Origin of the sequence: uncultured Pseudacidovorax sp., from assembly GCF_913773995.1 — a bacterium.
Lineage (GTDB): Bacteria > Pseudomonadota > Gammaproteobacteria > Burkholderiales > Burkholderiaceae_C > Xenophilus.
On the sequence record NZ_CAJYES010000209.1, the window covers coordinates 1 to 22,089 of the forward strand.

Here is a 22,089-nt window from a genome sequence, read left to right on the forward strand (position 1 = left end):
AGCGCGAACCAGCCGACGGTCTGGGCGCCGCCGACCATGTCGCGCCAGCCCGGCGACTTCAGCCACATCGGCGCCAGCAGCACCACCACGCCGATCAGCGCGCACATCGCGCCGCGCATCAGCATCTGGTTTTCGATCTTCTTGGGCATGGAATGGGATTCTGGAAGGGAAGGGGCTGCCTTGCGGGCGAAAAAAAGCGCGGACCTGCCGCGCCTTTCGCCTGCATGGCAGGTCGCTCAGCCCTGGTGGGCGCGCTTGCCCGGGTTCTTCTTGCTGCGGGTGGCGGTGCCACGCTCCAGGCTGCGCTTCTGTCCGCCGCCGCTGCGCATGACGATGGCGCCCGGCAGGGGCTTGGTGGCCTTGCGGTCGGCTTCGGTGACGATCTTGTTGCCCATGGTGAGTACTCCTTGCTGGACGAGGTGACAAAAATGCGAAACCCCGTATTGTGGCGCCTCGCGCCGGACTACTGGCCGCGCAACCCTGCAAGGGCTGCCGGATTGCGCTCCAATCGCGCGGCGGCGGCTGTATCGCCACGCATTTTCCGCATGACCTTTCCACTTCTCTTCCGCTCTTCGTCGGCCGCTTGCTGCCTTGCCGCCGCGCTGCTGGTGGGCGTGACCGCGGCCCACGCGCAGGCTGATGTGCGCGACTTCCCGGCAGCGGCGCTGCGCCTGCTGCAGGCCGAGCAGGCGGCCATCGACCGCGCCGTGGCCGAGCGCGACCGCGACCAGTTCGAGGTCTCCATGGGCCGTACGCTGGCCTTTACCGAGGCCTGGGACTTCAAGAGCCATGCCAACCCGGCCCTGGCCCCCTACGTCACCTGCACCGAGGCCATTGCCGACCTGCACGTCGTGGGCCTGTGCCGGATGCTTCCGGCCGCCGAGGGATGCCAGCCATCGCCGGCGCCGCGGCTGGCCGACAACATCAACCGCTGCCGACAACTGGCCCAGCAATGAGCACCTCCGACACCCGCCCGCCCATCGAAATCGAGACCGCCCCTGACCCTCGCGCCACCGTGCTGCTGATGCACGGACTCGGTGCCGATGGCAGCGACTTCGTGCCCATCGTGCAGGAGATGAAGCCGGCCCTGGCCGCCATCGGCCCGGTGCGCTTCGTCTTTCCCAATGCGCCGGTGCAGCCCGTCACCATCAATGGCGGCTACGTGATGCCGGCCTGGTACAACATCCTCGGTCCGGGCCGGCCGGAGGACGAGGCCGGCCTGCGACGTTCCCGCTCCACCCTGGAAGGCCTGCTGGCCCGCGAGCGCGAGCGAGGCATCGCTAGCGAGCGCACCGTGATCGCCGGCTTCTCGCAGGGGTGCGCCATGGCGCTGCTCACGGGCCTGCGTCATGCACACACCCTGGCCGGCATCGTCGGCCTCTCGGGCTATCTGCCGTTGGCGGACCTGACGGAGGCCGAGCGTCACGAGGCCAACCTGCGCACGCCCATCTTCCTGGCCCATGGCACGCGGGACAACGTCGTCGTGCCGGCCCGCGCCGAGCACGGCCGCGACACGCTCCAGCGCCTGGGCCATCCGGTGGAGTGGCACAGCTACCCCATGGACCACAGCGTTTGCATGGAAGAGATCGGCGACATCGCCGCCTTCCTGCGGCGCGTTCTCGGCTGAACGCCTCCACCCTTTTGTTGACGGGCCACAAGGCGCTGCGCGGCAGCGCCAACGACGCGCCCGTGTCGGGAGCAGGCTCCGCAAGGTCGAGAGCACCCTCGGCGGCATGACTCGGCGGGCGGTGTTACCGTCCGCCCGATTCCCAGATTTCAGACGATGCACATGAACAGACTTCAACAACGTCTGGGCGGCCTGGCGCCGACCCGGCTCCAGGGCATCGGTCGCGGCATCGAGAAGGAAAGCCTGCGCGCGCAGCCGGATGGCAAGCTCGCGCTCACGCCCCACCCCGGCGCGCTGGGCAGTGCGCTCACGCATCCGCACATCACCACCGACTTCAGCGAATCGCAACTCGAGCTGATCACCGGTGTGCGTGCCGACGTCGACGCCTGCCTGGCCGAACTGACCGAGGTGCACCAGTTCACCTACCGCGCACTGCGCGAGGCTGGCGGCGACGAGATGATGTGGGTCTCCAGCATGCCCTGCGGCCTGCCCTCGGACGAGACCATTCCGCTGGGTCGTTACGGCACCTCCAACGTCGGCCGCGCCAAGAGCGTCTACCGCATGGGGCTGGGCCACCGCTATGGCCGGCGCATGCAGACCATCTCGGGCATCCACTACAACTGGTCCATGCCCGAGGTGTCGAGCGAGGACTACTTCGCGCTGATCCGCAACTTCCGCCGCCAGGCCTTCCTGCTGCTGGTGCTGTTCGGCGCGTCGCCCGCGGTCTGTGCGAGCTTCGTCGAAGGCCGGCCGCATGCACTGGAGCCCATCGGCGAATACACCATGCACAAGCCCCATGCGACCTCGCTGCGCATGGGCCGCCTGGGCTACCAGAGCGAGGCGCAGGCTTCCCTCTTCGTGAGCTACAACGGGCTCGATGGCTACGGGGCCTCGCTGGCCGATGCGCTCACCCGGCCCTATGCGCCCTACGAGGCCATCGGCGTGCGCAATCTGGGTGGCGAGTACAACCAGCTCGCCACCACGCTGCTGCAGATCGAGAACGAGTTCTACGGCACGATCCGGCCCAAGCGCACCATCTTCCCGGGCGAGCGTCCGCTGCATGCACTGCGCGAGCGCGGCGTGGAGTATGTGGAAGTGCGCCTGATGGACCTCGACCCCTTCGAGCCGGTCGGCATCAGCGCTCAGACCATGCGCTTCCTCGACGTGTTCCTGCTCCAGTGCCTGCTGCGCGAGAGCCCGCCCGACAGCCGCGACGAGATCGTCGAGATGAAGCACAACCAGCACCTGGTGGCCGAATCCGGTCGACAGCCCGGCCTGACGCTGCGACGCGGCGGCCAGGAGGTCCCGCTCGCCGACTGGGGCCGCGAGATCCTGGAGGAATGCCGGCCGATCGCCGAAGCCATGGACGCGGCGCTGGGCAGCGGTGAGGCGCATGCGCGGGCCGTGGAGGCGGCCTTCCAGTCCCTGGCCCGGCCCGACACGCTGCCGTCGGCCCGTGTGCTGCAGGCCATGGCGGCCTCGCATGCGGATTCCTTCACTTCCTTCGTCATCGATCGTTCGCGCCAGGCGCAGATCGCCATGCTGGACAAGCCGTGGACGCCCGCGCAGCAGGCGCGCTACGAAGCCATGAGCGCCGACTCGGTCCAGGCCCAGAAGCAGATCGAGGCCGGCGACACGATGCCCTTCGAAGAGTATCGACAGCAGTACACCTCGCCGGGCCGGCTGGGACTTCGGCCCGTCAAGGGCGACGTGCTGCTCGCCATCTGATCGGCTGGGCGGTCGTCCGCCTTCGTCCGCATCAAGCCATCGCCTGTCCGGAGCTCATGGCCGGCCTTGCCGTCACACATCCGTCACAACCCTGAGCGCCAATCGGGGCCGCCTGCCGCACGGTGCGCAGGCCATAACGACGGATGAAGATGAGCAAGAGAACACGACATGCAACGAGGGGATGGGCAGCGGTCGCGGGCGCGAGCCTGCTGCTGGCGGCCTGCGGCGGTGGTGGCAATGGCAACTGGGTGCCGTTTGCCGGTACCTCGGGAACCAGCGGCGGCAGCACCACCCCGAGCAACGGCGGCAGCGCCACCCCCGTCGCAACCACCACGACAGGCGTCTTCCTCGACGCTGCCGTGGAAGGTCTCGACTACCAGGCCGGCAGCGCCGCCGTCGCACAGACCGACGCGCAAGGCCGCTTCCAGTGCAAGCCCGGCGAGACCGTGCGCTTTCGCGCCGGCGCGCTCGAACTCGGCAGCGCTGCATGCGGCAGCGTGGTCACGCCCATCACCCTGGCCGGCCTGGCCGACGGTGCAGCCGGCCTGCAGGCCGATGCCGTGGTCAACCGCCTGCTCGCGCTCCAGTCCCTCGACGATGACGGCGATCCGTCCAACGGCATCCGGCTGACGTCCGAACTCAAGGCCCGCCTCAAGGCTGGCGCGCTCGACTTCTCGGCCGCGCCGACGGCCTTCAACACCGCCCTGCAGGCCTTGCTGACGGGCCTGCCTGCCCCCTGGTCGGCACGCACGGCCGACGACAGCCGCCGTCTGCTGGCACGCGAGCATTTCGAGAACACGCTGGCCTCGGTGGTGGGCGCGCCGTTGGCGACCACGGCCACCCAGACCAACACGCTGGGCACGATGGGCATCAGCGTCACCCGCTACCAGCTGCAGGCCGACGCCAAGTACTACGTGCCCTACCAAGGGGCCCAGGCGGCGGTGAAGGCCGACTTCCCCCTGGGCTTCCTGCCGGCGTATGGCTCGGGCCTGGCCTTCAAGGGCAAGGCCGAGGACGGCGCGCTCGAGTTCTATGCCGTGACCGACCGCGGCCCCAACGGGGATGGCCCCACCGTGCCGGTGCCCGGCGACACGAGCGGCGCGACCAGCGTGAGCAAGGTCTTTCCCGCCCCGTCGTTCGCACCCAGCTTCGGCCTGATCCGCGTCGGCAAGGGCGGCGCGGTGCTTGCCTCCAGCACGGCGTTGCGCGTGGATGCGCAGACCAAGGTCACAGGATTGCCGCCCAAGGCGGGCAGCGTGGGTTCCACCGGCGAGATTCCGCTGACCGACACCTACGTCTTCGACGCCGGCAAGTCGGGCTTCGATGCCAACGGCCTCGACCCGGAGTCGATGGTGTTCGACAAGGCCCGCAATGTGCTGTGGACCAGCGACGAGTACGGGCCTTTCGTGGCCCGCGTCAACATCGCAACCGGCGTCATCGAGAAGAAGTACGCGCCGGGCACCGGCCTGCCTGCCGTGTTCGCCAAGCGCCGCCTCAACCGCGGCATGGAAGGGCTGACGCTCGATGTGGCGACCGGCCGCCTGCACGGCTTCCTGCAGAGTCCGATCGATCCGAAGGACGCTGCCGGCAAGTCGCTCAAGGCCAAGCCGCCCGGTGGCAGCAGCACCGACGTGCGCCACATCGCGAAGTTCGCGCGCTGGGTCGAATTCGATCCGGCGACGGAGACGTCCAAGTCCTACGCTTACCCGATCGATGGCTCGCTCTACGACAAGGACCGCACCGGCAACGCCAAGCTGGGCGACGTCGTGAGCCTGGGCAACGGCCGCTTCATCGTCATCGAGCAGGGTGCACGCAAGAGCGACGGCAAGGTGATGAACAAGCTGATGCTGGTCGAACTGCCGGCCGCGGCGACCGACATCGCGGCGATGGACGAGAACCTGGAGATCAGCAGCATCACCCAGGCCGCCTCCAACGGCGTGAACTATGCGAACGTGGTCACGATGAAGAAGACCGAACTGCTGGACCTCAATGCACTGGGCTGGCTGGCCGAGAAGGCCGAAGGCCTGGCGCTGGTGGACGACAACACGCTGGCGCTGGTCAACGACGACGACTTCGGCCTGACGACCGTGCTGCTGGACGCCAATGGCAACAAGGTCGACGGCAGCGTCGAGGACTGCACCGCCGACGCGAACGGGGCTCTGGTCAGCGGTTGCCCGGCCGGCACGGTCAAGGCGCGCATCACGCGCGGCAGCGATCTGGAGCGGCCCACGCGCGTCTGGCTGATCAAGCTGGACCGCGCGCTGTCGGGACTGCGCCTACCGGGCTGATCCGATCGGTCGGCGACCGCTGGATGTCTTCAGCGGTCGCGCGTCGGCCAGCCCTGCAGATGCCGCTCGGCCAACTGCGTGAGCGCAGCCATCCAATCGGCGTCCTCGTTCAGGCAGGGGATGTAGTGGAAGGCCTTCCCGCCCGATTCGAGGAAGGCCTCGCGCGCCTCCATGGCGATCTCCTCCAGCGTTTCCAGGCAGTCGGCCGGGAAGCCCGGGCACATCACGTCCACGCGCGCCAGGCCCTCGGCGGCCAGCTGGCGCAGCGTGGGCTCGGTGTAGGGCTGCAGCCATTCGGCCGCGCCGAAGCGTGACTGGAAGGTGGCGCGCCAGGCCTGTGCGGGCAGGCCTAGGCGTGCGGCCAGCAACTGTGCCGTGCGAAGGCATTGCTGCTCGTAGGGGTCGCCCAGCTTGATGTTGCGCGCCGGGATGCCATGGAAGCTCATCACCAGCATCGCGCCGCGGCCGTGGGCCTGCCAGTGGCGCTCCACGCTGCGGGCGAGGGCGTCGATGTAGGCCGGGTCGTCGTGGTAGTCCGCCACGAAGCGCAGCTCGGGCACGCGCCGGGCCCGGCTGCACCAGGCATTGACGGCGTCGACCATGCTGGCCGTGGTGGTGCCCGAGTACTGCGGATAGGCCTGCAACACCAGGATGCGGTGGACACCGGCGTCCGCCAGTTGCTGCAGCCGGGTGGCGACCGACGGCTCGCCATAGCGCATCGCGTGCAGCACCTGCACCCCGCCGTGGCCGGCCTCGGCCAGGCCTTCGCTGAGCAGCCGGGACTGTGCCTCCGTGTGCACCGCCAGGGGCGAGCCCTGCGGCGTCCAGACGCTGGCGTACTTGGCCGCGGACTTGGCGGGCCGCACGCGCAGGATGATGCCGTGCAGGATCGGCAGCCAGGCGGCCCGCGGAATCTCGACCACGCGCGGATCGCCCAGGAATTGGGCCAGGTAGGGCCGTACCGCTGCGGCAGTGGGGGCGGCCGGCGAGCCCAGGTTGCACCAGAGGACGGCCGCGCCGGCGGAAGGGGACGAAAAAGGCATGCGGTATTCTGGTGCATGCCCGAGACAATCACGGCCGGCCTGGATTTGCCGCGCATCGCCGCCATCACCCTGGATCTGGACGACACCCTGTGGCCCGTGTGGCCGACCATCGAACGTGCTGAAGGCGTGCTCCACCAGTGGCTGCAGCAGAACGCACCGCGCACGGCGGCGCTGGTGGCCTCGCCGGCCGAGCTTCGGGCCCTGCGCATCGCCACCGAGAAGGAACGCTCCGATCTCGCGCACGACCTGGCCGCCCTGCGGCGCGAATCGATCCGACTGGCCCTGCGCCGTTCCGGCGAGGACCCGGCCCTGGCCGAGCCTGCCTTCGAGGTCTTCTATGCCGAGCGGCAGCGCGTCGAGCTGTACGAGGACGCGGCGCCGGCGCTGGACTGGCTGGCCGCACGCTATCCGCTGGTGGCGGTCTCCAACGGCAACGCCGACCTGGCCCTCACCGGCGTGGACCGCTGGTTCCGTGGCGGCTTCAGCGCCTTCCGTTTCGGCACGGCCAAGCCGCACGCGGCCATCTTCCATGCGGCGGCCGCCTCCGTGGATGTGCAGCCCGACCAGGTGCTGCATGTGGGCGACGACGCGGCGCTGGATGTGACTGGCGCCCTGAACGCCGGCATGCAGGCCGCCTGGCTGGTGCGCGACGAGCGGCCCTGGGCCGAAGGCGCCCGGCCCCAGTTGATTGTGCCCGACCTGCGTGCGCTGTGCGTGGCGCTCGGTGCCTCGGCCGACCTGCGCTGAGGCTCGCTCCATCGCGGGCAATCCCGCAGACTTTTCGGGGAACCTTTGCGCGCCGTGGGCGCACCCACTGGCGGCCGCGCCAAGACGCGGCCGCTTTTTTCTTGTTCTTCCTCTTCTTCTGACAAAGGACCGCTTCCGATGATGTTCACCCGTTCCCTGCGCCGCTCGACCCTGTCCCTCGTGCTGATGCTGCTGCTGATGCTGGCCACCGTGTCGAGCGCCTGGGCCCGGGAGATGGTCAGCGCCGCGCGCGACGGCACCATGCTGCGTGCCGGCCCCGGCCCGAAGCACGAGGCGCGTTGGAGCGTGGACCGCGGATACCCGCTGGAAGTGCTGCGCCGCCAGGGCGGCTGGCTGCAGGTGCGCGACTTCGAGGGCGACCGCAGCTGGGTGGCCCGCTCGGTCACCAACCGCCAGCGGCATGTGGTGTCGACGGCCGGCCGGCTCAACATTCGCGCCAGTGCCAGCCTCAAGGCACGCATCCTGGCCGTGGCCGAGTACGGCGAGGTGCTGCGCGTGATGGGCAGCGGTGGCGACTGGCTGAAGGTGCGCAGCAGCCACGGCCGTGTCGGATGGGTGTCGAAGAAGCTGACCTGGGGCTACTGAAGCGCCGCAGCCGCTGCAGCCAGTCCGCTGCGCACCGCGCCTTCGAGCGTGGCGGGGTAGGGGCCTTCGACATGGTCGCCACACGTGAGCAGTCCGGGCGCCACCGCCATCACGGGCCGGACGAGCCCCGGCCGGCAGGCGAAGGTGGCGCGCTTCTCGACCACCGTGAGCACGGGTTCCAGACCCTGCCAGCCGAGTTGCGCGGCCGCCTGGGCCAGGACCTGGGCGGTGAGTGTTTCCCGGCCGACGCTGCAAGCACTGCAGACGAAAGCGGCCATTGCCGCGTGGCCCCGCAGGCGTTGCAGGTCGAAGACGAACTGCGCCGGCTGATCGATGCCCGCAGGCAGGGCGCGAAGCGGCGGCCCCTCCGCCAGGCCCGGGGCGTGCCGCACGTAGACCGTGCCGATGGGCACATGGTCCAGCGCGCGCGCCGTGGCGGCCCAGGCGGGCGCGATGCCCTCGGCCAGGCGTGCACTTTCCCAGGCGGACGTCGCCAGCACGACCCGGTCGAACGCTTCGCCGTCGATGTGCCATCCTTCGACCTCCCGCTCGAGTCCATCCACCCGGGTGCCCAGGCGGATCGTCGTCCCCTGCGCGACCAGCCAGTCGGCTGCCGCATCGGGCAGCAGCGCGCCCAGATCCACGCGCGGCAACAGCAGGTCGGCGCCGCCGCGTTCGCCGAACAGGGCATCGCGCAGCACACGCAGGAAGACGGTGCCGCTGGCTTCATGCATGGGCGTGTTGAGCGCGGACACGCACAGCGGCTCGATCAGCAGTTGCTGCACGGCCGGCGCCAGGTCGCTGCAAAGATCGGCGACGCTGGCCGAGGCATCGCAGGCGAAGCCGGCGCGCCGCCAGCGCCCCGCCGTGCGCAGCAGCGAGAGCTTGTCGCGCCAGGTCCACCCGCGGGCGGCAGCGATGGCGACGGCCAGGTTCAGCGGCGGCGGCAGGCGGGCGGGCACCTTCAACCCGCGCCCGTCGGCATGGCGCAGGTCGAGCGGCTGGCGCTCCAGCACGGCCTCGGGCGCCATGCCCAGCTCGCGCATCAGGCCCAGTGTGGCGGTGTAGGCGCCGATCAGGATGTGCTGGCCGTTGTCCAGCGGCAGGCCATCGACTTCGACGCGGCGCGCGCGGCCGCCGAGCTGGCGGGCGCTTTCGAAGACGGTGACGCGGGCGCCGGCCCGCGTGGCGGCCACGGCACAGGCCAGACCCGCCCAGCCGGCGCCGATGACGGCGAGCTTCATGCGGGACCGCGAAGCGACACGGGGACAGTGGCGCCCGGCGCCACGCCGTGCAGCGAGGGCGCGGCGGCCTTCACAGCCGGCCGAGCGCCTGGACCTTCCACGCCAGCCACAGCTTGCGCAGCGGCGTGAGGCTGATGCGCTGGTCGAGCACCTTGAAGTCCTCCGATTGGATCTCGCGCAGCAGCGTGCGGTAGATGCTGGCCATCATCAGGCCAGGCTTCTGGCTGCGGCGATCGGCGGCGGGCAGCAGGGCCAGCGCCTCGTCGTAGGCGGCGTGGGCGCGCTGCGCCTGGAAGCGCATCAGCGCCACGAAGCGATCGGAGTGCACGCGGTTCAGCACCTCGTGCGCCTTGACGTCGAACTGCTGCAGCTCGTTGACGGGCAGGTAGATCCGGCCGCGTCGGGCGTCCTCGCCCACGTCGCGGATGATGTTGGTCAGCTGCAGGGCCAGGCCCAGCTTGTGGGCGTAGGCGGTGGTGGCCGCATCGGTCTGGCCGAAGATGCGCGCCGCCACTTCGCCCACCACGCCGGCCACCAGGTGACAGTAGCGGGCCAGGCCGGGGAAGTCGAGGTAGCGTGTCTGCTGCAGGTCCATCTCGCAGCCTTCGATCACCTGCTGCAGCTGCGTGGCCTCGATGCCGTAGGTGGCGGTGTGCGGCATCAGGGCCTTCATCGCCGGATGCCGGGGCTCGCCTGCGAAGGCCTGGGCCACCTCGGTATGCCACCAGGCCAGCTTGGTGGCGGCCACGCCCGGGTCGCTCACTTCGTCGACCACGTCGTCCACCTCGCGGCAGAAGGCATAGAAGGCGGTGATGGCCGCGCGGCGCTCCGGCGGCAGGAAGAGGAAGGCGTAATAGAAGCTGCTGCCCGAGGCGGCGGCCTTGTCCTGGACGTATTGCTCGGGGGTGCTCATTGGGCGCAGGCGGCTCGGGGGGCGCGGGTCATGGGCCGGCGATTGTCGGGGATGGCTCGTGTCACGCCCGCATCCCCAGTGCGCGCCATAGCAGTCGCGGCGTATCCGCCTTGCCGACCGTCGGTCGGCGGCGGAAGCTGTCGAAGCCCTGGGCCTCGATCTTGTCGAGGATGGCCAGGCCGCCCTGGACCACCAGCCGAAGCTCCCAGCCGATGCGGCCGGGCAGGCGGTGGACCAAGGGCGCTCCTTCTCGCATGAGCGTGCGTGCCCAGCGCACTTCGTCGGCCACCATGGCGAGCGCCGCGGGCGGCGGCTCGGCCTCGGCCAGCGGTGCGAAACGGGCGATGTCGGCGCGCTGCAGCCCGTGTGCGGCACAGTCCGCGAGCGGCAGGTACAGACGGCCGCGCGGCAGGTCCACGCTCAGGTCCTGCCAGAAGTTGATGAGCTGCAGAGCGCTGCAGATGGCGTCGCTCTGCCGCAGCGCCCGGGCATCGTGCACGCCGTACAGGTGCAGCAGCAACCGGCCGATGGGGTCGGCGGAGCGGCGGCAGTAGTCCATCAGTTCCGCCCGATCCGCGTAGGCACGGCCGTCGCGGGTGAAGGCGATGTCCTGCGCGAAGGCGTCCAGCAGATCGGCCAGCAACAGGCGGGGCAGGCCGAAGACGTGCGCCTGGTGGGCGAGCGGCCCGAAGACCTGGGGCCAGCGGGCCGACGGGGCCGTACCTGCGAAGACGGCGTCCAGGTCCGCGCGGTAGGCGGCCAGATCGGCCAGCCGCTGGTCGGGCGTGGCATCGCCCTCGTCCGCGATGTCGTCGGCGGTGCGGGCGAAGTGGTAGATGGCGGCGATCGGTGGCCGCAGCCGCGGTGGACAGAGCCAGGACGCGACCGGGAAATTCTCGTAATGGCCGGGCGGCAGGGGCTGGGCAGGCCCTTGCGCGTGGAGGGTGGGGGGCATGCCACGCATTGTCGACGGCGGCTGTTCGCCACCTGACCGCGCGCCGACCGCCCTCGTCGAACGGGTTCGCGGCGGCGCTATGCTGGCCGGCTGCGCGACAGCACCAACCGACCGATGACCCCCGCCACCGCCTCGCATCCGCCAGCCGCGGCTGCCCCACCGCATTCGCATCCTGCCGGCGCCGCACTCATGGTTGCGGCGCTGGGTGTCGTGTTCGGCGACATCGGCACCTCGCCGCTCTATGCCTTCAAGGAGACGCTCAATCCAGAGCACGGCGTGCCATTCACCACAGCGGCCGTGCTGGGCTTGCTGTCGCTGATCTTCTGGGGCCTGATGGTGGTGGTGACGCTCAAGTACGTGGTCTTCGTGCTGCGGGCGGACCACGACGGCGAAGGCGGCATCCTGGCGTTGCAGGCCCTGGCCCGCCACGCGGCCGGCTCGCCCGACCGGCGGGGGCGCACGCATCCCGCCATGGTGTCGGCCACCATCGGCCTGGGGCTGCTGGGTGCGGCGATGTTCTACGGCGACAGCCTGATCACGCCCGCGATTTCGGTTCTGTCGGCCGTCGAGGGGCTCGAAGTCCAGGCACCCGGTCTGCAGCGCTGGGTGATTCCGCTGACCCTGGTGATCCTGGTGGCCCTGTTCATGGTGCAGCGACGCGGCACGGGCGCGGTGGGCAAGGTGTTCGGACCGGTGATGCTGCTGTGGTTCGGCGCGCTCGGCGTCAGCGGGGCGATGCAGGTGATCGAGCAGCCGGCGGTGCTGGAGGCCCTGGACCCGCGCCACGCTGTGCGCTTTCTCGTCCAGCACCGGGCCCAGTCGCTTGCGGTGCTGGGTGCGGTGTTCCTGGCCTTTACGGGCGGCGAGGCGCTGTATGCGGACATGGGGCATTTCGGCGCGCGGCCGATCCGGCTGGCCTGGCTGCTGATCGCGCTGCCGGCGCTGGTGCTCAACTACTTCGGCCAGGGCGCGCTGGTGCTTGCCGATCCGCAGGCCGTGGACAACCCTTTCTTCCGGCTCTTTCCGTCCTGGGCACTGCTGCCGATGGTGGGGCTGGCTGCCATGGCGACGGTGATCGCCTCGCAGGCCGTGATCTCTGGCGCCTTCTCGCTCACGGCGCAGGCCATGCGCCTGGGCTACCTGCCGCGCATGCGCATCGTGCAGACCTCCGGCGAATCCATCGGCCAGGTCTACGTGCCGGCCATCAACTGGCTGCTGATGGTCGGGGTGCTGCTGCTGGTGCTGGGCTTTCGCAGCTCCAGTGCCCTGTCGGCCGCCTACGGCATCGCGGTGTCGATCACGATGGTCACCACCACCCTGCTGGCCGGGCTGGTGGCCTGGCGGCTGTGGCACTGGAATCGCCTGGCCGTGTTGCTGGGCGTGATCTTCTTCGTGGGCGTCGATCTGGCCTTCGTCGTGGCCAACACGCTCAAGGTGGCCGAAGGCGGCTGGCTGACCCTGGCCGTCGCGGTGGTCGCCATGGTGCTGTTCAGCACCTGGGCCAAGGGCGTGCGGCTGACGCGGGCCGAACTGGTGGCCGAACTGATCCCGCTGCCGGATTTCGTGGATTCGCTGGCGCTGGAGATGCCCTTCCGCGCGCGCGGGACGGCGGTCTTCCTCACGGCCGACGCCATGTCCGTGCCTCACGCCTTGCTGCACAACCTGCACCACAACCAGGTGCTGCACGAGCAGGTCTTCGTGATGCAGATGCTGGCCTGCGAGACGCCGCGTGTGCCCGCGCGCGAGCGCATCGAGGCGCAGGACCTGGGCCACGGCATCTGGGCGGTGAAGGTGCGCTACGGCTTCATGGAGCCGCCGAACGTTCCGGAGTTCGTGCGCATGCTGGCCTACCAGAAGGGGTTGGCGGTGGAATCGATGGCCACCTCGTACTTCATCTCCCGCGCCTCGCTGGGCCGGCGGCGGCTTCCCGCCTTCAGCGGCGTGCGGCAGGCGCTGTTCAGCTGGCTGCAGCGCAACGCCGGCCGGGCCTCGGACTATTTCCATCTGCCGGAGAACCGGCTGGTGGAAATGGGCCAGCGCCTCTAGCGCGCGCCCTTTTCTTCCTTTGTCCGGCCTGCCGTCCGGCGCAGGGCCGGCTGAAGGCTGCGCGTTGCGCCTGGGCGATTGACAGCCCGAATGCCCTTCCCCGAAGATTGCTGACTCGTCGGTCATTAATTGTGGCCGGTGTCTCAACCCTTGTTCCGCCGCCCGTTCACCGCCGGCGCCAGGCCATGCCTCATACGACTACCACCCGGGCTCCGCGGGGCCTTGTGCCGGGATTCCTTGCGCTCGGCGTCCTTGCGATCCTTCTGGCGGGCTGTTCGCGGCAGCCGGCCCAGGAGGAGCCGGTGCGCGCGGTCAAGCTGATGACGGTGGCCGTCACGCCCTTCGCCAGCGAGCCCGAATTTGCCGGCGAGGTGCGTGCACAGGTCGAATCGCGCCTGGGCTTCCGGGTCGGCGGCAAGGTGCTGCGGCGGCAGGCCGAGCTGGGCCAGCGGGTTAAGGCGGCCCAGGTACTGGCCGAACTCGATCCGCGCGACCTGCGCCTTTCAGTGGAAGCCGCCCAGGCCCAGGCCAGTGCCGCGCGAACCCAGCGCGACCTGGCCGAGGCCGACCTGGCACGCTACCGCGAGCTGCGGGCCAAGAACTTCATCAGCGCCGCGGAAATGGAACGCCGCGAGGCAAGTTTCAAGTCCGCCCAGGCGCAGTTCGACCAGTCCCGGGCGCAGCTCAGCGCCCAGGCCAACCAGGCCGGCTATGCCGTGCTCACCGCCGATGCGCCCGGCATCGTGACCGCGGTCGACGCCGAGCCCGGCCAGGTGGTGGCGGCCGGCACGCCGGTAGTGCGGGTGGCGCTGGACGGCCCGCGCGATGTCGTCTTCGCCGTGCCGGAGGACCGGGCCGCGCAGGTGCGCATCGGCTCGGCCGTGTCGGTGCGCGGCTGGTCGCCAGGCACCGAGACGCTCGAAGGCCGCGTGCGTGAGGTGGCCGCTAGCGCCGACCCCGTCACCCGCACCTATACCGTGAAGGTGGCGGTCGATGCCGCGCAGGCACCCGCGCTGGGCGCCACCGTCTATGCCAAGCCGCGCGCGCTGTCGCTGGCTGGCACACCCGTCATTAAGCTGCCGACCAGCGCGCTGCGCCAGGAAGGACAGGGCTCGGCAGTCTGGGTGCTGGATCCGGCCAGCATGACGGTGAAGTCGCAGCCCGTGGACATCGCCACGGCCGACGGCAACGAGGCAGTGATCGCCAAGGGTCTGGCGCCCGGCATGCAGGTGGTCACGGCCGGGGTGCATGTGCTCGCGCCGGGACAGAAGGTGACGGTCTACCGGGACCGCTACGCCACGCAGGAGGGCGGCGCATCTGCCGCCCCGGCGGCGGTCAAGGCCGGCAGCGGAGCCCGCTGATGTCCGCCGCCCCGTCCGAGAAGCCCTCGGGCTTCAACCTCTCCGCCTGGGCGCTCGACCATGCGCCGCTCACGCGCTACCTGATGGTGGTGCTGATGGTGCTCGGCTTCGCGGCCTACTTCCAGCTCGGGCAGGACGAGGATCCGCCTTTCACCTTCCGGGCCATGGTGGTGCGCACCTACTGGCCCGGCGCCACGGCCCAGCAGGTGGCCGAGCAGGTCACCGACAAGATCGAGCGCACGCTGCAGGAAGTGCCCTATGCCGACAAGATCCGCAGCTATTCCAAGCCGGGCGAGTCGCAGGTGGTCTTCGAGCTGAAGGACGCGGCCCGTCCCTCCGAGGTGCCGCAGGTCTGGTACACGGTGCGCAAGAAGATCGGCGACATGCGCTATACGCTGCCCGGCAACATCCAGGGGCCATTCTTCAACGACGACTTCGGCGATGTTTACGGCGTGATCTACGCCCTGCGCGGTGAGGGCTTCAGCCCGGCCGAGCTCAAGACCGTGGCCGACGACCTGCGCCTGCGCCTGCTGCGTGTGAAGGACGTGGCCAAGGTCGAGCAGTTCGGCGTGCAGGACGAGAAGGTCTTCGTCGAGGTCTCGCAGAAGCGCCTGGCGCAGATGGGCCTGGACCTCAACGCGGTGCTGCAGCAGCTCGGCGCCCAGAACGCGGTGGAGAGCGCCGGCACCATCCGCTCGCCGCAGGATGTGCTGCAGGTGCGGGTCGGCGGGCAGTTCACCGACCTCGACCAGCTGCGTGCCATGCCGATCCGCGGCAGCTCGGGCAACCAGCTGCGCCTGGGCGACATCGCCCGCGTGGAGCGCGGCTATGTCGATCCGCCGAGCGTCAAGGTGCAATACCAAGGCGAGCCAGTGGTCGGCCTGGGCATCTCGATGATGAAGGGCGGCGACATCATCGCCCTGGGCAAGGCGCTTCGCGAGACGGTGGCACAGGTCAATCGCCAGTTGCCGGCCGGCATGCGGCTCGACCAGGTGCAGGACCAGCCCGCCACCGTGGCCACCTCGGTGAACGAGTTCGTCAAGGTGCTGATCGAGGCGGTGGTGATCGTGCTAGGGGTGAGTTTCATCGCGCTTGGACTGCACAAGGGCGGCCGCTTCGGCTGGCACATCGACTGGCGCCCTGGCCTGGTGGTCGGCATCACCATTCCACTGGTGCTGTCGGTGACCTTCCTGGCGATGAACTACTTCGGCATCGGATTGCACAAGATCTCGCTGGGGTCGCTGATCATCGCCCTGGGCCTGCTGGTGGACGACGCCATCATCGCGGTGGAAATGATGGTGCGGAAGATGGAGGAGGGCTACGACAAGCGCCGCGCCGCCACCTTCGCCTACGACGTCACGGCCATGCCGATGCTCACCGGCACGCTCATCACGGCAGCCGGCTTCATGCCCATCGGCATCGCCAAGTCGACCACCGGCGAATACACCTTCGCGATCTTCGCGGTGACGGTCATTGCGCTACTGCTGTCGTGGATCGTGTCGGTGTACTTCGTGCCCTACCTCGGTACGCTGCTGCTGAAGGTCAAGCCGCATGACCCCGACGCACCGCCTCATGAGCTGTTCGACACCCCGTTCTACAACCGCTTCCGCGCGGCGGTCGACTGGTGCGTGACCCACCGCTGGCTCACCATCGGCGCCACGCTGGTGGTCCTGTCGCTGGGCATCCTGGGCATGACGCGGGTGCAGCAGCAGTTCTTCCCTGACTCGAACCGGCCGGAGATCATGGTCGACGCCTGGTTTCCCGAGGGCACCACCTTCGAGGCCAACGAGGCCGTCACCCGGCGCCTGGAGCGGCGCCTGATGGCGCAGGAAGGCGTGCAGAGCGTGGCCACCTGGATCGGCTCGGGCGCGCCGCGCTTCTATCTGCCGCTGGATCAGACCTTTCCGCAAAGCAACGTCTCGCAGTTCATCGTGCTGGCCAAGGACCTGAAGGTCCGCGACGCTGTGCGCCGCCAGTTGCCGGCGCTTCTGGCGCAGGAGTTTCCGGAGCTGCGCGGCCGCGTCAAGCTGCTGGCCAGCGGGCCGCCGGTGCCGTACCCGGTGCAGTTCCGCGTGGTGGGTGACGATCCGGCCACGCTGCGGCGCCTGGCCGACGAGGTCAAGGCCGAGGTCCGCAGCAACCCGTCGATGGTGGGCGTCAACGACAACTGGAACGAGTCCATCAAGTCCATCCGCATGGATGTGGACCAGGCCAAGGCGCGTGCATTGGGTGTGACCAGCCAGTCCATCGCCCAGGCCTCGCGCGGGATCTACACCGGCAACCCGATCGGCCAGTACCGCGAGCAGGACAAGCTGATCGACATCGTGCTGCGCCAGGCGCGCGAAGAGCGCGACGCCATCTCGGACCTGACGGATGCGTACGTGACGACCGCGGCCGGCCGCTCGATTCCGCTGCTGCAGATCGCCCAGCCCCATTTCGCCTGGGAGCCCGGCGTGATCTGGCGCTGGAACCGGGCCTACGCCGTCACCGTCCAGGGCGACGTGGTGGACGGCATGCAGGGTGCCACCGTCAGTCAGCAGCTGTTGCCGAAGCTGCGCGCGCTGGAGGCGAAGTGGCAGGCTCGCGGCGAGCCGCCGGTGCGCATCGAGGTGGCCGGCGCGGTGGAGGAGAGCAGCAAGGGGTCGGCCTCGATCATGGCGGGCATTCCCATCATGCTGTTCGCCGTCTTCACGCTGCTGATGCTGCAGCTTCACAGCTTCAGCCGGGCGCTGCTGGTCTTCCTGACCGGCCCGATGGGCATCGCCGGCGTGGCGGCGGCACTGCTGCTGCTGGACCGGCCCTTCGGCTTCGTCGCCATGCTGGGCGTGATCGCGCTCATGGGCATGATCCAGCGCAACTCGGTGATCCTGATCGATCAGATCGAACTGGACCGCGCGGCTGGGGTGCCGGCCCGCCAGGCCATCGTCGAATCCGCGGTGCGGCGGCTGCGGCCCATCGTGCTCACGGCGGCGGCGGCCGTGCTGGCGATGATCCCCTTGTCGCGCAGCGTCTTCTGGGGACCGATGGCGGTGGCCATCATGGGAGGGCTGATCGTGGCGACGGCGCTGACGCTGCTCGCGTTGCCGGCCATGTATGCGGCCTGGTTCCGTGTCGGGAAGGAGGACGGACCGACGCCTTCAACGCCAGCGGGGGCGGCCGGCGCTGGTGCTGCGCATTAGGGTCTTGCGCTGGGCCGAAAGCCCGTTCGAACCCGACTAGAATGCGCGATTGACCAATTTCAGGCAGGCGGCCTGTGGCGGGTGATCCCCACGGCCGCTGGTGGCACCCAAGGCGGTGCTCCATGCCTCTAGTTTGTTGTCAGGGCGGCCCTGCCTTCGCGGCGGGGCCGCCTTGTTCATCATCCACCATCGGCTGAAAAGTCCGGAGCTGCGCGGGTGGCGAAATTGGTAGACGCACCAGGTTTAGGTCCTGACGCCAGCAATGGTGTGGGGGTTCGAGTCCCCCCCCGCGCACCAGCATCCTTCATTTGGAAGAGATTCACACCATGACCGTGAACGTTGAAACCCTCGAGAAGCTCGAGCGCAAGATCACCCTGACGCTCCCCGTGGAGACGATCCAGGCAGAAGTCGATTCGCGGCTCAAGCGGCTGGCCCGTACCGTCAAGATGGACGGCTTCCGCCCCGGCAAGGTGCCGATGAGCGTAGTGGCCCAGCGCTACGGCTACTCGGTGCAGTACGAGGTGATGAACGACAAGGTCGGCCAGGCCTTCTCGCAGGCTGCCAACGAGGCCAAGCTGCGCGTCGCCGGGCAGCCCACCATCACTGAAAAGGAAGGCGCGCCCGAGGGCCAGGTGGCCTTCGACGCCGTCTTCGAGGTGTACCCCGAGGTCAAGATCGGCGAACTGGCCGAGGCCGAGGTCGAGCGCGTGTCCACCGAGGTGACCGACGAGGCCATCGACCGCACCGTCGACATCCTGCGCAAGCAGCGCCGCACCTTCGGCCTGCGCTCGCAAGACAGCGCCGCCGCCGACGGCGACCGCGTGACGGTCGACTTCGAAGGCAAGATCGACGGCGAGCCCTTCCAGGGCGGCAAGGCCGAAGACTTCCAGTTCATCGTCGGAGAAGGCCAGATGCTCAAGGAGTTCGAGGACGCCGTGCGCGGCATGAAGGTGGGCGACAGCCGCACCTTCCCGCTGGCCTTCCCGGCCGACTACCACGGCAAGGACGTGGCCGGCAAGCAGGCCGACTTCATGGTCACCGTCAAGAAGATCGAGGCCGCCAACTTGCCCGAGATCGACGAAGCCTTCACCAAGTCGCTGGGCATCGGCGAAGGCACGGTCGAGGCGTTGCGCGACGACATCCGCAAGAACCTCGAGCGTGAAGTCAAGTTCCGCCTGCTGGCCCGCAACAAGACGGCCGTGATGGACGCGCTGCTTGCCAAGTCCGAGCTAGATCTGCCGAAGTCGGTGGTGCAGTCCGAAATCGACCGCATGGTCGAAGGCGCGCGTGCCGAGCTCAAGCAGCGCGGCATCAAGGACGCCGACAAGGCCCCGATCCCCGCCGACGTGTTCCGTCCGCAGGCCGAGCGCCGCGTGCGCCTGGGCCTGGTGGTGGCCGAGCTGGTGCGTGCCAACAGCCTCGAAGCCAAGCCCGAGCAGATCAAGGCCCACATCGAAGAACTGGCCTCCAGCTACGAGAAGCCGGCGGACGTGGTGCGCTGGTACTACGGCGACAACCGCCGCCTGGCCGAGGTCGAGGCCGTGGTCATCGAGAACAACGTGACCGACTTCGTCCTGGGCAAGGCCAAGGTCAGCGACAAGGCTGTCGGCTTCGACGAGCTGATGCAGCAGCAACAGGCTTGATCGTCGTCTGATCGCTTCTTCGTGGGGCTTGTGCCGTGCGGCACAGGCCCCATTTGCTTTCCAGCACCGGCTTCGCGGGCGGCAATGTCCGTCGCCTGAAACCCGGCATGCGGCGCAGTACAGTTGCGCCATCTTTTGCGGAGAAACCCAATGAGTGCACAGGAAACCCAAGCCCTCGGCCTGATCCCGATGGTCGTCGAGCAGTCGGGCCGCGGCGAGCGGTCCTTCGACATCTACTCGCGCCTGCTCAAGGAGCGCGTCGTGTTCCTGGTGGGCGAGGTCAACGACCAGACCGCCAATCTGGTGGTCGCGCAACTGCTGTTCCTGGAGAGCGAGAACCCCGACAAGGACATCTCGCTGTACATCAACTCGCCGGGCGGCAGTGTGACGGCCGGCATGTCGATCTACGACACCGTGCAGTTCATCAAGCCCGACGTGTCGACCATGTGCCTGGGCTTCGCGGCCAGCATGGGCGCCTTCCTGCTGGCGGCCGGGGCGCCGGGCAAGCGCTATTCGCTGCCCAACTCGAAGGTCATGATCCACCAGGTGCTGGGCGGCGCCCGCGGCCAGGCCACGGACATCGAGATCCAGGCGCGCGACATCCTGCGTACCAAGGACCAGATGAACCGCATCCTGGCCGAGCGCACGGGTCAGCCCTTGGAAAAGATCAAGAACGACACCGAGCGCGACTACTACATGACCGCGGACGAGGCCAAGGACTACGGCATCGTCGACCAGGTCATCTCGCGGCGCGGCTGATGCGGGCGCACCGGCGGCAATGCCGGTGTCCGTCCTAGGAAAAACGGCGTTTTTCCCTGCGGAAAACGCCGTTTTTCCTTTCGCTATCATTGGTTCATTACTGTTTTGGGCATCCGTTCATGGCCGAGAAAAAAGGCTCTTCCAGCGAGAAAACGCTTTATTGCTCCTTCTGCGGCAAGAGCCAGCACGAGGTCAAGAAGCTGATCGCCGGCCCTTCCGTTTTCATCTGCGACGAGTGCATCGACCTGTGCAATGAAATCATCCGCGACGAACTGCCCGCTGGCGGGGACGCGCGGGAGCAGGGACGCGGCGACCTGCCGACGCCTTCCGAGATCAAGGGCAACCTCGACAACTACGTGATCGGCCAGGAGGCCGCCAAGCGCATGCTGGCGGTGGCGGTCTACAACCACTACAAGCGTCTGAAGCACAAGGAACGGGCCAAGGGCGACGACGTCGAGCTGTCCAAGAGCAACATCCTGCTGATCGGCCCCACCGGCTCGGGCAAGACGCTGCTGGCCCAGACGCTCGCCCGCCAGCTCGACGTGCCTTTCGTCATGGCCGATGCCACCACGCTGACCGAGGCGGGCTATGTGGGCGAGGACGTCGAGAACATCATCCAGAAGCTGCTGCAGAGCTGCAATTACGACGTCGAGCGCGCCCAGCGCGGCATTGTCTACATCGACGAGATCGACAAGATCTCGCGCAAGTCCGACAACCCCAGCATCACCCGCGACGTGTCGGGCGAGGGCGTGCAGCAGGCGCTGCTCAAGCTGATCGAAGGCACCATGGCCAGCGTGCCGCCGCAGGGCGGGCGCAAGCATCCCAACCAGGACTTCCTGCAGATCGACACGACCAACATCCTGTTCATCTGCGGTGGCGCCTTCGCGGGGCTGGAAAAGGTGATCGAGGCGCGCACCGAAGCCTCCGGCATCGGCTTCGGCGCGCTGGTGCGCAGCAAGCAGCAGCGCAGCCTGACCGAGGTGTTCAGCGAGGTCGAGCCCGAGGATCTGATCAAGTTCGGCATCATCCCCGAGTTGGTCGGCCGCTTGCCGGTGGTCGCCTCTCTGGCGGAGCTGAGTGAAGACGCGCTGGTGCAGATCCTGACCGAGCCACGCAATGCTGTCGTCAAGCAGTTCTCCAAGCTGCTGCAGATGGAGGGCGTGGAGCTGGAAGTGCGGCCCGCCGCCCTTCGTGCGGTGGCGCGCAAGGCGCTGGCGCGCAAGACTGGCGCCCGCGGCCTGCGCTCCATCCTTGAAGGTGCCCTGATCGACACCATGTTCGATCTTCCCACCGCGTCCAACGTGGAAAAGGTGGTGGTCGACGAGTCGACCATCGAAGAAAACAAGCCGCCGCTTCTCGTCTACCGCGAGGCGGCCAAGAAGGCCTGAAGAGGAACACCATGTCCGGTCACATTCCCCTGCCGTCCGATCCCATCGATCTGCCGCTGCTTCCGCTGCGCGATGTGGTGGTGTTTCCCCACATGGTCATCCCGCTCTTCGTGGGTCGGCCCAAGAGCATCAAGGCGCTCGAACTCGCCATGGAGGCCGAGCGCCGCATCATGCTGGTGGCCCAGAAGGCCGCCGCCAAGGATGAGCCCTCGGTCGACGACATGTTCGAGGTGGGCTGCGTCTCGACCATCCTGCAGATGCTGAAGCTGCCGGACGGCACCGTGAAGGTGTTGGTCGAAGGCCAGCAACGTGCCCGCGTGGCCCGCATCGAAGACAGCCAGACGCACTTCTCGGCCAATGTGGTGCCGCTCGAAGCGGCGGGTGCCGCCGGCACCGAGGTCGAGGCACTGCGTCGCGCGGTGATGCAGCAGTTCGACCAGTACGTCAAGCTCAACAAGAAGATCCCGCCGGAGATTCTCACGTCGATCTCCAGCATCGACGACCCAGGCCGCCTGGCCGACACCATCGCCGCACATTTGCCGCTCAAGCTCGACAACAAGCA

At 68.7% G+C, this 22,089-nt stretch carries 18 protein-coding genes and 1 tRNA gene; 14 read left to right on the forward strand and 5 right to left on the reverse strand.

What is annotated here, in order from left to right; translation table 11 throughout:
* Positions 1-236 precede the first annotated feature (236 nt).
* Positions 237-395 carry a hypothetical protein gene (locus tag QZ772_RS19635; RefSeq protein WP_017759941.1) on the reverse strand — a complete coding sequence of 53 codons (159 nt, stop codon included), beginning with the start codon at positions 393-395 and terminating at the stop codon, positions 237-239.
* 150 nt (positions 396-545) lie between these two features.
* Here QZ772_RS19635 and QZ772_RS19640 point away from each other — a divergent pair, with 150 nt between their 5' ends.
* The 4 genes from QZ772_RS19640 (at position 546) to QZ772_RS19655 (ending at position 5,643) form a co-directional block, all read left to right on the forward strand.
* The gene (locus tag QZ772_RS19640; RefSeq protein WP_295529714.1) at positions 546-956 is read left to right on the forward strand and encodes a hypothetical protein; all 411 of its coding nucleotides are present in this window, start codon (positions 546-548) and stop codon (positions 954-956) included.
* On the forward strand, positions 953-1,627 hold the full coding sequence (locus tag QZ772_RS19645) for a dienelactone hydrolase family protein (protein WP_295529716.1): 675 nt from the start codon (positions 953-955) through the stop codon (positions 1,625-1,627). Before QZ772_RS19640 ends, QZ772_RS19645 begins: the two co-directional genes overlap by 4 nt.
* Positions 1,628-1,789: 162 nt before the next feature.
* A complete protein-coding gene (gene gshA / locus QZ772_RS19650; protein ID WP_295529718.1) occupies positions 1,790-3,355 on the forward strand; it encodes a glutamate--cysteine ligase in 1,566 nt (521 codons plus the stop codon).
* A 149-nt stretch (positions 3,356-3,504) separates the two neighbouring features.
* Positions 3,505-5,643: an esterase-like activity of phytase family protein gene (locus QZ772_RS19655; protein WP_295529720.1), complete on the forward strand. Its 2,139-nt coding sequence runs from the start codon at positions 3,505-3,507 to the stop codon at positions 5,641-5,643.
* Between the two features lie 29 nt (positions 5,644-5,672).
* Here the strand turns inward: QZ772_RS19655 and hemH are convergent, their stop codons facing one another.
* Positions 5,673-6,686, reverse strand: coding sequence for a ferrochelatase (gene hemH, locus QZ772_RS19660; RefSeq protein ID WP_295529722.1), 1,014 nt, complete (start codon positions 6,684-6,686; stop codon positions 5,673-5,675).
* 15 nt (positions 6,687-6,701) lie between these two features.
* On the opposite strand from hemH, the gene QZ772_RS19665 reads away from it, so the two are divergent.
* On the forward strand, positions 6,702-7,433 hold the full coding sequence (locus tag QZ772_RS19665) for an HAD-IA family hydrolase (RefSeq protein WP_295529724.1): 732 nt from the start codon (positions 6,702-6,704) through the stop codon (positions 7,431-7,433).
* 138 nt (positions 7,434-7,571) lie between these two features.
* Positions 7,572-8,039, forward strand: coding sequence for an SH3 domain-containing protein (locus QZ772_RS19670; RefSeq protein WP_295529726.1), 468 nt, complete (start codon positions 7,572-7,574; stop codon positions 8,037-8,039).
* On the opposite strand, the gene hpnE is transcribed toward QZ772_RS19670, so the two are convergent.
* The 3 genes from hpnE to hpnC form a co-directional block, all read right to left on the reverse strand.
* On the reverse strand, positions 8,033-9,283 hold the full coding sequence (gene hpnE / locus QZ772_RS19675; RefSeq protein WP_295529728.1) for a hydroxysqualene dehydroxylase HpnE: 1,251 nt from the start codon (positions 9,281-9,283) through the stop codon (positions 8,033-8,035). The genes QZ772_RS19670 and hpnE overlap by 7 nt on opposite strands.
* A 70-nt stretch (positions 9,284-9,353) precedes the next feature.
* Positions 9,354-10,196 (reverse strand): presqualene diphosphate synthase HpnD, encoded by an 843-nt coding sequence (gene hpnD, locus QZ772_RS19680; RefSeq protein WP_295529730.1) that lies wholly within the window; start codon positions 10,194-10,196, stop codon positions 9,354-9,356.
* Positions 10,197-10,257: 61 nt separating this feature from the next.
* A complete protein-coding gene (hpnC, locus tag QZ772_RS19685; protein WP_295529732.1) occupies positions 10,258-11,160 on the reverse strand; it encodes a squalene synthase HpnC in 903 nt (300 codons plus the stop codon).
* A gap of 180 nt (positions 11,161-11,340) precedes the next feature.
* Here hpnC and QZ772_RS19690 point away from each other — a divergent pair, with 180 nt between their 5' ends.
* The 8 genes from QZ772_RS19690 to QZ772_RS19725 form a co-directional block, all read left to right on the forward strand.
* Entirely contained in the window at positions 11,341-13,197 is a 1,857-nt protein-coding gene (locus QZ772_RS19690) for a potassium transporter Kup (protein WP_295529750.1), read from the forward strand.
* 185 nt (positions 13,198-13,382) lie between these two features.
* Positions 13,383-14,558 carry an efflux RND transporter periplasmic adaptor subunit gene (locus QZ772_RS19695; RefSeq protein WP_295529734.1) on the forward strand — a complete coding sequence of 392 codons (1,176 nt, stop codon included), beginning with the start codon at positions 13,383-13,385 and terminating at the stop codon, positions 14,556-14,558.
* Positions 14,558-17,737, forward strand: coding sequence for an efflux RND transporter permease subunit (locus tag QZ772_RS19700; protein WP_295529736.1), 3,180 nt, complete (start codon positions 14,558-14,560; stop codon positions 17,735-17,737). The genes QZ772_RS19695 and QZ772_RS19700 overlap by 1 nt, the downstream gene beginning before the upstream one ends.
* A gap of 210 nt (positions 17,738-17,947) precedes the next feature.
* A tRNA-Leu gene (locus QZ772_RS19705) sits at positions 17,948-18,034 on the forward strand.
* Positions 18,035-18,063: 29 nt separating this feature from the next.
* The gene (gene tig, locus QZ772_RS19710; protein ID WP_295529738.1) at positions 18,064-19,380 is read left to right on the forward strand and encodes a trigger factor; all 1,317 of its coding nucleotides are present in this window, start codon (positions 18,064-18,066) and stop codon (positions 19,378-19,380) included.
* A gap of 150 nt (positions 19,381-19,530) precedes the next feature.
* A complete protein-coding gene (clpP, locus tag QZ772_RS19715) occupies positions 19,531-20,139 on the forward strand; it encodes an ATP-dependent Clp endopeptidase proteolytic subunit ClpP (RefSeq protein ID WP_295529740.1) in 609 nt (202 codons plus the stop codon).
* A gap of 119 nt (positions 20,140-20,258) precedes the next feature.
* Positions 20,259-21,527, forward strand: coding sequence for an ATP-dependent Clp protease ATP-binding subunit ClpX (clpX, locus tag QZ772_RS19720; protein ID WP_295529744.1), 1,269 nt, complete (start codon positions 20,259-20,261; stop codon positions 21,525-21,527).
* Positions 21,528-21,538: 11 nt separating this feature from the next.
* A partial coding sequence (locus QZ772_RS19725) for an LON peptidase substrate-binding domain-containing protein (RefSeq protein WP_295529747.1) occupies positions 21,539-22,089 on the forward strand: 551 nt, incomplete at its 3' end.